12 protein-coding genes are annotated in these 11,882 nt (G+C 63.7%); 8 read left to right on the top strand and 4 right to left on the bottom strand.

Annotated elements, in window-relative coordinates:
* Positions 1-171 precede the first annotated feature (171 nt).
* The 4 genes from ACRECS_RS23470 to ACRECS_RS23455 all read right to left on the bottom strand — a co-directional run bounded on the left by ACRECS_RS23470 (position 172) and on the right by ACRECS_RS23455 (position 3,517).
* On the bottom strand, positions 172-810 hold the full coding sequence (locus tag ACRECS_RS23470) for a TetR/AcrR family transcriptional regulator (RefSeq protein ID WP_431585384.1): 639 nt from the start codon (positions 808-810) through the stop codon (positions 172-174).
* 233 nt (positions 811-1,043) lie between these two features.
* Positions 1,044-1,256, bottom strand: a complete 213-nt coding sequence (locus ACRECS_RS23465) for a DUF6771 family protein (protein ID WP_431585383.1) — start codon at positions 1,254-1,256, stop codon at positions 1,044-1,046.
* A 135-nt stretch (positions 1,257-1,391) separates the two neighbouring features.
* Positions 1,392-2,147 (bottom strand): SDR family NAD(P)-dependent oxidoreductase, encoded by a 756-nt coding sequence (locus ACRECS_RS23460; protein WP_431585382.1) that lies wholly within the window; start codon positions 2,145-2,147, stop codon positions 1,392-1,394.
* 149 nt (positions 2,148-2,296) lie between these two features.
* Entirely contained in the window at positions 2,297-3,517 is a 1,221-nt protein-coding gene (locus ACRECS_RS23455; RefSeq protein WP_431585381.1) for an acyl-CoA dehydrogenase family protein, read from the bottom strand.
* Between the two features lie 196 nt (positions 3,518-3,713).
* On the opposite strand from ACRECS_RS23455, the gene ACRECS_RS23450 reads away from it, so the two are divergent.
* The 8 genes from ACRECS_RS23450 (at position 3,714) to ACRECS_RS23415 (ending at position 11,794) form a co-directional block, all read left to right on the top strand.
* Complete coding sequence (locus ACRECS_RS23450) at positions 3,714-6,065, top strand: TonB-dependent receptor (RefSeq protein ID WP_431585380.1); 2,352 nt, start codon at positions 3,714-3,716, stop codon at positions 6,063-6,065.
* Positions 6,066-6,150: 85 nt separating this feature from the next.
* Positions 6,151-7,362, top strand: a complete 1,212-nt coding sequence (locus ACRECS_RS23445; protein ID WP_431585379.1) for a cytochrome P450 — start codon at positions 6,151-6,153, stop codon at positions 7,360-7,362.
* Positions 7,359-7,604, top strand: coding sequence for a ferredoxin (locus ACRECS_RS23440; RefSeq protein ID WP_431585378.1), 246 nt, complete (start codon positions 7,359-7,361; stop codon positions 7,602-7,604). The genes ACRECS_RS23445 and ACRECS_RS23440 overlap by 4 nt, the downstream gene beginning before the upstream one ends.
* Positions 7,601-8,389 (top strand): SDR family NAD(P)-dependent oxidoreductase, encoded by a 789-nt coding sequence (locus ACRECS_RS23435; protein WP_431585377.1) that lies wholly within the window; start codon positions 7,601-7,603, stop codon positions 8,387-8,389. The genes ACRECS_RS23440 and ACRECS_RS23435 overlap by 4 nt, the downstream gene beginning before the upstream one ends.
* 388 nt (positions 8,390-8,777) lie before the next feature.
* Positions 8,778-9,098 carry a DUF736 domain-containing protein gene (locus tag ACRECS_RS23430; RefSeq protein WP_431585376.1) on the top strand — a complete coding sequence of 107 codons (321 nt, stop codon included), beginning with the start codon at positions 8,778-8,780 and terminating at the stop codon, positions 9,096-9,098.
* 89 nt (positions 9,099-9,187) lie between these two features.
* Positions 9,188-10,087 carry a HEPN domain-containing protein gene (locus ACRECS_RS23425; RefSeq protein WP_431585375.1) on the top strand — a complete coding sequence of 300 codons (900 nt, stop codon included), beginning with the start codon at positions 9,188-9,190 and terminating at the stop codon, positions 10,085-10,087.
* 25 nt (positions 10,088-10,112) lie between these two features.
* Positions 10,113-11,012, top strand: a complete 900-nt coding sequence (locus ACRECS_RS23420) for a DUF4238 domain-containing protein (protein WP_431585374.1) — start codon at positions 10,113-10,115, stop codon at positions 11,010-11,012.
* A 50-nt stretch (positions 11,013-11,062) separates the two neighbouring features.
* Complete coding sequence (locus ACRECS_RS23415) at positions 11,063-11,794, top strand: hypothetical protein (protein WP_431585373.1); 732 nt, start codon at positions 11,063-11,065, stop codon at positions 11,792-11,794.
* Positions 11,795-11,882 lie beyond the last annotated feature (88 nt).

Below are 11,882 nucleotides of genomic sequence, written 5' to 3'. Positions count from 1 at the left end.
CCCGCGCCCCAGACAGGGCGCGGGCGCGCGGCAGCCGCTTGGCGCGGCGATTCCGATCGTTCCAATCGGCAAGAAGGAGGGGCGGTGGGGCAGTGGGGGTGGGGGGCGGCACCCCGCGGGTCGCTTGCGGTTGCGGCTTTTTTCGAAAAACGGCTGTGCGACGCAGCGACCCTAGCTGTGGCAGATCAGGTCGAGCTCGCCGATGACGATCGCTTGCAGCCGGGCGCACAGCCGCTGATGATCATGCCCTTGCTGCGCTTCGGCGACGATGACCTGGCATAGCCCGCAGCTCAGCGTCAGGATCAGGTCGGCCAGGTCGGCGCGGGCCGTCTTGCGGCCATTGCCCGGGGCGAGTGCCGTGAGCGCGGCGGTCAGCGCGCGCCTGACGCGCGTGGTGATTTCCTCCTGAAACTCGGCGATCCGGGGATTGCGCGACGATTCGGCCATGATTTCCGGGATCAGGCGATACCCGTCAATATCATGGTCATAGGTCACAAACGCCAGAATCCATCGGCGGATCGCTTCTCTGTTTCCGGCCATGATCGCCCAGTCCAGGCTGGCTTCGTCGAGGAACTGCGAAAGATCGCGCAAGGCGATCGCGGCGATGATGTCCTCCTTGGCGGAGAAATCGCGATAGAGCTGGCCGACCCTGATGCCGGAGGCGGCGGCGATCTGCGCCACGCCGGTGCCGTGAAATCCGTTCTTGATGAACAATCGCCGCGACGTGGCAAGAATATGCTGGCGACGCTGCGCCGCGCGGCCTGCGGGGGCATCGGACAAGACGGGACGACCGGCCAGCATGATCGACATTCTTCCACTCCTTGGCGTGCCGGGCATTTCCTGCCCGTGGCGATATTGATGAGTGAACGATCACTCAGAAATTTGATCGGCACCATGCCCGTCAATATTTGATTCGTCGAGCATCGCCGCGCATGTCCCGCCCGGGGCGTGTCGCGCCGGCGCGCGCGCGGCGTCACCGACGTCGGCGACGTGAGGCAGGACAGGTCGTGGAGCCGTGCCGGCCGTCGCGCTGCCGGGCGGGGTCAGGCCAGGCCGGTGTCGATCGGGAGCGTCAATTGCCGGTCGTGATGCACAGGCGATGGGGCCAGCCGCGCGCCGATCCAGCCGGCAAGCGCGTCCACGGCGTGCAGCCGTTCGCGCAGGGTCGAGGCGGTGAGGCCCTGATGATAAGCAACGGGCGCGTCCTCGATCGCGCGGGTTATGGTGGCAAGGGTATCCGAATCGAGCTGTGTCATGCCGTCTATTGGAACAAAAGTAGAACAGATTCGCAAGGGCCTGTTTGCCGATGCGCATCCGCTGGCATCTCTTCCTGGCGGGCAACCACGACGAACTGGATTGAGTTGCCCGCGGCGGAAATCGCACCCCATGCCCTATCGCGCAGTATAGCCGCCATCGACAGGGAGGATCGCCCCACTGATGAAGCGGGCATCGTCGCTGGCGAGGAACGCGACGGCGGCCGCCACGTCCTCGGGCACCGGCATCCCCGCCAGGGGATTGAGCGTCTGGATATAGTGGAGCATGGCGGCGGGATCGTCAGAGGTGTCAACGATCCGCTGGTTGAGCTCAGTCATGACCGCGGTTGGCGCGACGGCGTTCACCCGGATATTCATGGGGCCATATTCGATCGCGCCTTCGCGCGTGAGATTGGAGACCGCCGCCTTGGAGGCGCTGTACGGGGGAATGTTCTGGAAGCCGACCAGCCCGGCCACTGATGACGTATTGACGACATTGCCGCCGCCGCCTTGCCGGACGAACTGGGCGATCGCGTATTTCATACCATAGAATACGCCGCTCAGATTGACGTCGATCACCTTCAGCCAATTGTCGATCGTGCATTCATGCATCGGCGCCTGCAGCGACTCGATGCCGGCATTGTTGACCATGACATCCAGGCGACCGAAGCGCTCGACGGCAAAGGCGACGGCGGCCTCGACCGAGGCAGGGTCCGTCACGTTGGTCTTCACAAAAGCGCCGCCCGCAGCGGCCGCGATCGTCGTCCCGGCTTCCTCGCTGAGATCCGCGATGACGACGTTCGACCCCTCCTCGGCGAACCGCTCGACCATGGCCTTGCCGAGGCCGGAGGCGCCACCGGTGATCAGGACCGTCTTGCCCGTCAGATTCTTCATTGCTCTCTCCTTGCGGTTTTATGTGGTGTTGGAATTGATGGCGTATCGCGGTCGTCATGCCGGCAGGCTTGGCGCTCAGGATGATCCGCCAGGCTGATCCGCCGGCTGACCGAGGGTGTGCGACCCGGTCTTCGATCATCGACCCTGGGTCAGGTGGTGAAGTCGCCCGGTCCCTTGGGCGGGCCGGCGATGCCGAGCAGTTCGCGGCCATAGAAGGTCGCGATCCGATCGAGGTTGTTTGCGATATGCGTACGGGCGGTCATCACGTCGAGGACATGGCGCTGGATCGGATGGCCCGCGGCGATGACGCTCGTTCCGGCCGCCCGGAAGATATCCATCACCGCGACATAGGCGCGCTCGACCGCATGCGACGCCTCGAACCGGATCCGCTTGCGCAGCAGGAGCGGAATCTCTTCATCCGCAAGCGCATGAGCATACATCCGGCCGATCAGCGCATCGAGCAGCGCGCGCGATGCCTCGATGTCCGAAACGGCCCGGGCGAGGCGGAGATGGGTATGGCCTTCCTCGGCCAGATCATATCCCTTGTTGAGCGTGCCCGCGCCGTCCGCGATATAGCGCGTGAGCAGCGTATGCGCGCCGATCGCCGCACCCATCGCGGCATAGGCCAGCAGCGGCGCGAAGAGCGCCATGAACGGCAATTTGTAGAGCGGGCCGTCATTTTCCCGCCGCCCCGGATTGTTGCCGTAATAAAGGTCCTCCAGGCTGTTCGATCGATAATCGGGCACAAAGGCGTCGCGGATCACGATGTCGTTGCTGCCGGTCCCCTTCAGTCCCATGGTCTGCCAGGTGTCGACGATCGCATAGTCGCTCAACGGCAGGAGGAAGTTGCGGATGTCGGGCGGGCCCCCCGGACGGGTGACGGCGCCGCCGACAAGCACCCAGGAACATCCCGTGGATCCGCTCGAATATTTCCAGGTGCCGTCCAGGCGATAGCCGCCATCGACCGGTATGACCTTGCCCATCGGCGCAAAGGATGAGGATATCACCGCGTCGGGGTCCTCGCCCCAGACATCAGCCTGGGCCTGGTGGGACAGCGCCGCGACTTCCCAGCTGTGCGGCCCGATGACGCCATAGACCCAGCCTGCCGAGGGATAGACCCGCGACAGTTCATAGATGGCATCGAAGAAGGAAAGCGGCGGAAGCTCGAACCCGCCCCAGCGCCGGGGCTGGAACACCTTGAACAGTCCGGCCTGCGTGCAGGCGGCGAAGAATTCCGGCGGAAGCTGCCGATCCTCCTCGGCCCGGTCGATCCATTCGGGCAGGCGCGTCGCCATCGTCTGCACTCGGGCCGCATAGGCCGCAGGCGTCACGGCCTCGGCCGGCGAATCGGTCATCCGGGCCTTTGTCATTTGCACCTCTCCCATCCTCTATCGTTGCCACCGGCGCGCACATTTCTGTCTCGTATGCTGTCGCCGATGCTGCTGGCCTTAGCATAAATGAACATTGAGCCACTACTCATTTTTGTTGACCCTGGTCCGATTCCGTGTCTAACTCTCGCCGAATTCAGGAGCGCGCGGGAAAACCCGCGGCCACCAAGGAGGGGATATGATCAAGCGATCTGCACTGTCGGGGCTGCTGTGCGCCGGCACGGCCATGATGGCGCTGGCGGCAACGCCGGCCTTTGCTCAGAGCGTAGCGCAGCCACCCTCGGACGAGGCCGGCACACCCCGGGACGCCGCAGCGTCCGGCGATGGCGATATCATCGTCACGGCGCGCCGCCGCGAAGAGAATCTCCAGAAGAGCCCCGTTGCGGTGACCGCTTTTTCCGGCGCTCAGCTCGAAAGCCGCGGCATCACCAATGTGCAGGAGCTGGCCAATGTGACGCCGGGCCTCTCCATGGCGTCGGCGCTTGGCTCGACCCTGGGCGGAACCGCGGCGATCCGGTCGCAATCGCAGCCCGAAACCTCCGAAATGTCGCTTGACCCGAGCGTCGGCTTCTATGTCGATGACGTCTATATCGCTCGGCAGAACGGCATTTTCCCGGGCCTGTTCGACATCCAGTCAGTGCAGACGCTCAAGGGACCGCAGGGCACGCTCTTTGGCCGCAACACGACCGGCGGCGCGGTCCTGGTGACCACCCGGCAGCCCGAGCTCGGCGTCGTGGGTGGATTCGGCAAGGTCATGATCGGCAATTATGACGCGCGGCTCTATCAGGGCGGGGTCAACCTGCCGCTCGGCGACAATATTGCCATTCGCGCCGGCGGCTCGATCAACCGCCGCGACGGTTTCGCCCGTGGCATCCTGACGGGCCATCAATTCGAAAATGAGCATAACGAGGCCTATCGCCTGCAAGCGCTGTTCCGGATCTCGGACTCAACCCGGCTGACGCTTGCCTATAACGGTGCGCATGCCGATCAGGGCGGGGTCGCCTATTTCCTGACCGAGGTGGACACCAACCCGGCGACCGGCATCGCCAACTCGATCTCGATCGGGCAGGCCGCCGCGGCCGGCGGCAGCGTGAGCGGCTTCACCAGCCTGGCGGATGTGTTGGCCAGGCAGACCGATCCGCGCCGGATCAACTCAACCGCCGGCGCCTTTGAGAAACTGCGCACCAACCAGGTCGCGGCGACCCTGGATTTCAAGATCGGCGAGACGAGCGGCAAGATCATCGCGGCGCACCGCCACTTGATCAGCCTCTCCGCCTATGACCAGGACGCGAGCCCGTTCTCGCTGCTCGGCCTTGATCATGTCGACATGCGCGAGAAGCAGGATTCAGCGGAACTGCGGTTCAACGGCACCTCGCTTGGCGGATCGCTCGACTGGATCGCCGGGGCCTATTACATGCGCGAGACGGGCAATGACCTGGTCGTGTTCGAGCAACTCGGGCTTTCGCAGGCGACGCTTGATTCCGACATCCGCAATGAAACCTATTCCGCCTTCGTACAGGCGGACTATAAATTCACCAGCAAGCTGAGCGCTACCGCCGGGATTCGGGTCGGTCGCGACAACCGCCGGATGGAAAACCGCCACACGACGCTGACGCCGCCCAATATCGTCGGCTGCCAGCTCGATCCGGCGATCAATCTCGATCTCGCGACGGGCGGCTGCCGGTCGTTCGCCAAGGCCGGGTTCACCCAATATGCCTATCAGCTCGGCTTGACCTATCAGGCCAACGACCGGCTGCTGCTCTACGCGACGACCAAGCGCGGTTTCCGCAGCGGCGTGCTCAATGAGCGCGCGGTGGAAGCGGCGACCCAGGCGCCGCTCAAGCCCGAAGTGATTTACGACTTCGAGGCCGGTGCCAAGCTCAGCTGGAGCGCGACGCCGGACCTGCGTGGCTATCTGAACTCCGCTGTCTATTATTCGATCTTCAACAACCGCCAGATATCCTTCTCGGATATCACGCCGGCCTTTGTCGCGACGACGGTCATCGAATCGGCCAAGCGGGCGCATACTTGGGGCTTCGAGGTCGAGGCCGGGGTAAATTACAGCGACTGGCTGTCGCTCACCGCCTCGGTTGCGCATACCGACCCCAAATATGACGTCTTTACCCGCCGCACGACGGGCATCGATGTCAGCGGACAGGCCGTGTCCAACACGCCCAAATGGCAATATGCGCTCGGTGCGCGGGTCAGCCAGCCGCTCGGCTCGATCGGCCGCGGCTTCCTCCAGGCCGATTATGCCTATACCGGCCGCCAGTTCTTCGGCTTCAGCCCGCGGCCGAGCGTCTCGGACCCCGGCCATGGCCTGCTCAACCTGAGCGCCGGGATCGACAAGATCGGCGATCATAACATCGCGGTCCACGGTTTTGTGAAGAACGCGACCAATAAGACCTATCTCGCCAATGCGGTGAACACCGGTTTCTTCGGCGAGGCCTCGCAGGCCTTTTTCGGCATGGCGCTTGGCGCGCTCGGGGCGCCGCGCACGTATGGCGTGGAGGTCAGCTTCGACTTTTGAGGTGTGAGCGTCCGGCGCGCACCGCACGAACCCCGCGGGGCCCGCAAGGGCGCGCCCGGCCCGGGCGGCACGAAGGAGATGGACAATGACCCAGCGCGTGGTGCCCGATCATGTCCCGGCGGATCTGGTCTTCGACTTCGACTATATCCAGGCGACGCACGATGTCGCCGACCCGTATCAGGCGCTGATGGCGCTCGATCGGAACGGATATCCCGACATCTTCTATTCGCCGCTGCTCGGCGGCCATTGGGTGGTGCGCCGCTATGAGGACGTGTTCGCCATCTTCCGCGACCATCAGGGCTTCACCAGCTACCCGATCGTCATTCCCGAAATCCAGGCACAGACCGAGCGGATGATCCCGATCCAGATCGATCCGCCCGACCATAAGAAATATCGCCGCGTGCTGGGGCCCCTGTTCACGCCGGCGGCCACGAACCGCCTTGAGGAGATTGTCCGTGAGACGGCGATCGACCTGATCGACCCGCTGGTGCCGCTCGGCGGCGGCGACTTTGTGCGCGATTTCGCGCATCGTTTTCCGCCGACCGTGTTCCTGCGCTTCATGGGCATGCCGACCGACCGCCTTGAGGAGTTTGTCGGCTGGGCCTCGGACAGCCTTGTCGGCACAGCCGAGCAGCAGGTGGCGGCAGGCGCGAAGATAACCGAGTTTGTCGGCCGCTTCGTCGATGAGAAATATCATGCGCCCGGCGAGGATTGGGCGAGCATCATGGTCCAGGCGACCGAACCGGACGGAACCCCCATGCTGACCCGCGCGGAAATCATCAATATCAGCTTCTTTCTCTTTCTGGCCGGCCTCGACACCGTGCTCAACTCGCTTGCCCATGCCTGGCGCTATCTTGCGACCCATCCCGAGGCGCAGCAGCGACTTTCGACGGACCCCGATGCCATCCCGGGCGCGGTCGAGGAGATGCTGCGCCTCAACACCATCACCAACAACAGCCGGCGCGCGCGTCACGACCTCATTTTTCGCAATGTCGAGATGCGGGCAGGGGATCCGGTTCTCCTGCTGGCGGCGGCGGCCAATCGGGATGGCGGGAAATTTCCCGATCCCGAACGGGCCGACCTTGAGCGGGAGCACAATCTGCACCTCAGTTTCGGTGCGGGTATCCATCGCTGCATCGGCTCCAATCTCGCCCGTGCCGAAATGCGGATCGCGATCGAGGAATGGCTGCGGCGCATTCCATCCTTCAGCCTGCGGCCGGGTGCTGAGATCCGGTCGATCGGCGGTGTCACCATGGGCCTGCAGAGCCTGCCGCTATCCTGGGCCTACGCGGCATGAAAGTGAGCGTCGATCTCGCTGTCTGTACCGGCCATGCCCGCTGCCAGGTGTTTGCACCGGCGATCTTCTCGACCGACGAGATCGAGGGACAGGCGGTGGTGATCCGGCCCGATGTCGATGCCCAGCTGGCGCCCGAGGCCCTGCGCGGCGCCCGGTCCTGTCCGGAACGCGCCATCACTCTTCACGACGATATGGGCTCGATCGTCTGGCCGCCCCAGCCGAAGCAGGAGTCGACCCCATGACAAACCAGTCTCCAGCCGGCCAATCTCCGACCGGCCAGTCCCAGACCGGCCAGTCCCTCGCCGGTCAGCGCGTCGTCATCATTGGTGGCGCTTCGGGCATCGGCAATATGGTCGCCCGGCTCGCCGGGGCGCTCGGCGCCGACCTGGTCCTGGTCGGCCGGAACCGCGAGCGGCTGGAACGCGCCGCGGCCGCGCTCGTCACGTCTCATCCATCCGGAATTAAGGTCGCGATCGAGGAGGCGGACGCCCATCGCGAAGCCGATATCGTCCGCTTCTTCGAACGGGCCGACCCGATCGACCATCTCGTCTCGATGGTTGGCGATGCCGCCAATGGCGGCTTTATCCAGTCGACGATCGCTGATTTGCGGCGCGTCATCGAGTCCAAATTCTTCGCCAATGTGGCTATCGCCAAGCTTGCGGCACCGCATATGCGATCCGGCGGCAGCCTGTGCTTCACCTCATCAACGGGCGGCCGCCCCGATTTCGCGGCCGGTGCTTTTGTCGGCAGTCGCGCGATCGACGACATGGTTCGTGGCCTCGCGGTCGAGCTTGCGCCTGACTTTCGCGTGAATGCGGTCGCGCCGACCTTTACGCGCACGCCGATGTGGCGGGATGTGCCGGATGCCGATCTCGACGACTATGCCGAGACGTTTCGCGGCCGTATTCCGCTTGCGCGGCTGGCAACCATCGAAGAGGTCGCCGGCGCCTATCTGTTCCTGATGCAGAACCGGTTTGTCACCGGGCAGCGCCTCGACGTGGACGGGGGCATCGGCCTCGTCACTTGACGGCCGGTGGCAGCTAAGGACTCGCATCATGTTGGTCGCGATCGTTTATCCAGGCGCGGATAGATCGGTTTGCGCTTGGAAGGCGCATCGCCGAAATCGGCGACATAACCGGCCAGCCAGCAACCTGCTTCTCCCGGTTGCCCGGCAGACGTGCCGGCTCCTTGGGGCTATGACCTGGGACGGTCGCGGTTCGCCCGAAACCATCGCCTGCGCTGCTTATTTCCCCGGCCCAATGGGCCTCCTCGCGACCGCTTCGCTCTCAAATAAACCCGCCGCTCCGGTCCTCCGCCTTGCTGCGGCCCTTCGGGTTCGTCGCTCCGCTGTGCCCGTCCCGTGCGGTCTGCCCATCGCCCGGCATTCCGCGGGGCGAGCTTTAAGGAGAAGTATCATGGCCGCCATCGGTTATGTCACCCGCGACGGAAACGCCTTCAAGGGTGAACTCAAAACGCTCTCGATCCGGGCCGAGATCCTGATCGTGCCCAACACCGGCAAGTCCGGCGACAACCAGCCCGACTACCGTGTCACCTCGGGCGCCGCCGAGGTCGGCGCCGGCTGGCTCCGCCGCAGCGAAACGTCCGGCAAGGACTATGTGTCGCTGAGCCTTGCGGCACCCGAGTTCGGACCGCGCCGGCTTTACGCCAATCTCGGTCGCGCCGCCGGCCAGGACGATGATGACACCTTCGCCATCATCTGGAACCCGGTGGATTGACTGTCCGGACCCCGCGCCGCCGGGCGCGGGGTCCACTTCCTTCACCAAGGCTTTGTTCTCGGCCACAAGCCCGCTAGGATTCCCGCCAGATGAAAACCGATCTCTCCCACCTGCCGGATCGCAAGCGTCGCGACCTCGACCGGATCGTCGAGATTCTGTTCGCCGAATTCGAGGACGCGGTCAGCCTCTCCACCCAAAAGTGGAAGAAGCAGGGCCGGATCCTGAAGGTGATCCTCTACGGCTCGTACGCGCGCGGCGATTGGGTTGCCGATCCGGTCGGCGGCTATTTCTCGGACTACGACATCCTCATTGTCGTCAGTGACGAGCGGCTGACTGACACGCTCGATTATTGGTCGAAGGCGGCCGATCATCTGATGCGAGAGGTAACGATCGCCAAGCGCATCTCGGCACCGGTCAATTTCATCGTCCACAGCCTGAAGGATGTGAACGACCAGCTTGCCCGCGGTCGTCCCTTTTTCGTCGACGTCGTGCGCGACGGGATCGCGCTGTATCAGCTCGACAACCACCCGTTCGACGCGGCCAAACCGCTCGATCCGGTTGCCGCGCATGCGGAAGCGCAGATGCACTTCGACCAATGGTTTGAAAGTGCCAACGGCTTCCTAGAAATCGCGAAGTTCGCAATCGCGCAGGGCCGAAACAACAATGCCGCGTTCCAGCTACATCAGGCCGCCGAGCATTTTTATCACACGACCTTGCTGGTGCTGGCGCTCTACAGCCCCAAATCGCACAAGCTCAATTTCCTGCGCGACCAGGCCGAGGACATCGCGCGTGACCTTATTCCGGTCTGGCCGCGCGACACCAAGTTCGCGCGGCGCTGCTTCGAGCTGCTCCAGCAGGCCTATGTCAACGCGCGCTACTCGCCGCACTACAAGATCAGCCGCGAGGAACTCGACTGGATCGTCGAGCGCATCGAGCTGCTCCAGGCCGAGGTAAAGACGATCGCCGAGCGACGGCTCGCGCCCACATGACCGGTGCGCCTGGCCTTCTTCCCGCGTGAGGCATCACTACGTTCCCCAGTTCCTGCTTCGCCGATGGACCAATGCGACCGGCAAGCTGCATAGCTTCGCGGTCCGCGAGGGCAGGATCATGTGCAGCGAGCTGACGCCCAGATATACTGGCTATGAGCCTGGGCTCTACGCGATCGTCGCGCACTTGTTCGGATTATCCGAAGACCATATCGAGACGAAGCTGTTCGCGCCGATCGACGACAAGGCCGCCAAGGTTCTCGAAAAGCTCGAGCAGCACCAAGCAATCAGCGACGATGAGCATATCGCCTGGACCTTTTTTCTCGCCGCGTTTCTTGTTCGGCAACCCACGACCCTCGCTTACCTGCGCACCGAGGGGATAGACATGGTCCGGCGTCAGCTGGCTGAGCGAGACAAGGCGGATTTGCCCGCGAGTTGGCCGACGACCGAGCAATGGCTCGATATGAATTTTCCTGGCGGACTCGAGGCGGCTAGCCTCACGGCGTTCCTGCCGCGCATGATCGCGCAGCCCGAGGTGATGGGGGCCTTCGCGAATACCAAATGGTGGTTTCGGGAATTCGAGCCAGACGCTCCGAAGCTGTTGCTGTCGGACATGCCGATCCACACTGAGAACCGCCTCAAGGACGACGATTTCACGGTCCAGCTTCCGATCGCGCCCGATCGAATCTTCTTCGGCACGCGCGCGGAAAAGACCGAGCAATTCCTCACGCAATTGGCCGCTGCGGATATTATCGAGCGGGTCAACCGAACGACGCTGGCTTCCTCGTCCGGCCGCATCTGGGGGTCGACGGGGTCGGAGGCCCAAGCGTTCATCGAGGCCAATCTAGACGTGATGGGGAAGAATGTGATTACCCTTCGCGATGTCGCTCGAAACAGCCGATCATGCGCTGAGCCGGACGAGGCGTAACGACCAAAATCGGCACGCGCATTTTCCCAGTCGCGTTAAGACGGGCGGCGATGGATCAGCATGAGCTCTTGATTCGCGTGCTGCGCATCGCCGGTGGCGTCGACCTAGAGTCGGTGCTGCCGGCCGATTATACCGGCGAGCGGGCAGATGCGTTGTTCGCCCGCTACGACGTAATCGTCGAGGTGAAGACCCTGGCGACCGACCGCGCTAACGAACCCAAAATCTGGGATGCGCTCGGGCAGATGTTCGCCGAAAACGTACATGATGGGGCACCCATTATCTTCGGCCAAACTAGGGTGGGGCTGTACGACCTGCCGCAGAATATAGCTATTAAGGCGCTGCGTATCGTCGGCAAGCGGGTCCAGCGCGAAGCGGTAAAGGCCAATCGCCAGATCAGGGCGAGCAAGGCTGCGCTGGGACGAGAAAATGCCTTTGGGCTGCTCCTGTTGGTGACCCCGCCGTCCGGGACCGATCGGCAATCATTGCTCTGGTTGGTCAAAGATGCGTTGCGTGACGGTCGATGCAGTTCGATCAACGGCGTCTATCTCGTCGAGACGCCCATTGCGGCTCCCTTTGAAGTCGGCGGCAAGGTCGATTCTTTTTTGTCGTTCCATAGCCGGGGCGGTCGTTGGTTTCCGCGAGTGCTGCGCAAGCGGATCGGCACCGCCTGGGGCGCAGTAACGGGGCAGACTGGCGTGCTCGCGAGCGAGGAGGATTTGCGCCGATACGGCGCGAGCGGCCGACCGACTGCGGCGCGATTGGGTGGAGAAGGTTCAAAATAACCCTGCCGTCCCGTAATCGCACATTGTCGCGGATGTCGCCGTTGACCAACGGAGTCCATCTGGCGATGCCTGCCGCCACGGGGGAAAT

Origin of the sequence: Sphingomonas sp., from assembly GCF_050725575.1 — a bacterium.
GTDB lineage: Bacteria > Pseudomonadota > Alphaproteobacteria > Sphingomonadales > Sphingomonadaceae > Sphingomonas.
The sequence above is the reverse complement of the archived record's forward strand: the minus strand, read 5'-3'. Positions and strand labels throughout refer to the sequence as shown.

Bases quoted from the DNA above. Each gene is read 5' to 3' on its own strand.
- ACRECS_RS23460 (WP_431585382.1), bottom strand. From the start codon at position 2,147: ATGAAGAATCTGACGGGCAAGACGGTCCTGATCACCGGTGGCGCCTCC.
- ACRECS_RS23415 (WP_431585373.1), top strand. From the start codon at position 11,063: ATGGATCAGCATGAGCTCTTGATTCGCGTGCTGCGCATCGCCGGTGGC.
- ACRECS_RS23430 (WP_431585376.1), top strand. From the start codon at position 8,778: ATGGCCGCCATCGGTTATGTCACCCGCGACGGAAACGCCTTCAAGGGT.
- ACRECS_RS23470 (WP_431585384.1), bottom strand. From the start codon at position 810: ATGTCGATCATGCTGGCCGGTCGTCCCGTCTTGTCCGATGCCCCCGCA.
- ACRECS_RS23435 (WP_431585377.1), top strand. From the start codon at position 7,601: ATGACAAACCAGTCTCCAGCCGGCCAATCTCCGACCGGCCAGTCCCAG.
- ACRECS_RS23465 (WP_431585383.1), bottom strand. From the start codon at position 1,256: ATGACACAGCTCGATTCGGATACCCTTGCCACCATAACCCGCGCGATC.
- ACRECS_RS23425 (WP_431585375.1), top strand. From the start codon at position 9,188: ATGAAAACCGATCTCTCCCACCTGCCGGATCGCAAGCGTCGCGACCTC.
- ACRECS_RS23445 (WP_431585379.1), top strand. From the start codon at position 6,151: ATGACCCAGCGCGTGGTGCCCGATCATGTCCCGGCGGATCTGGTCTTC.
- ACRECS_RS23440 (WP_431585378.1), top strand. From the start codon at position 7,359: ATGAAAGTGAGCGTCGATCTCGCTGTCTGTACCGGCCATGCCCGCTGC.
- ACRECS_RS23455 (WP_431585381.1), bottom strand. From the start codon at position 3,517: ATGACAAAGGCCCGGATGACCGATTCGCCGGCCGAGGCCGTGACGCCT.
- ACRECS_RS23450 (WP_431585380.1), top strand. From the start codon at position 3,714: ATGATCAAGCGATCTGCACTGTCGGGGCTGCTGTGCGCCGGCACGGCC.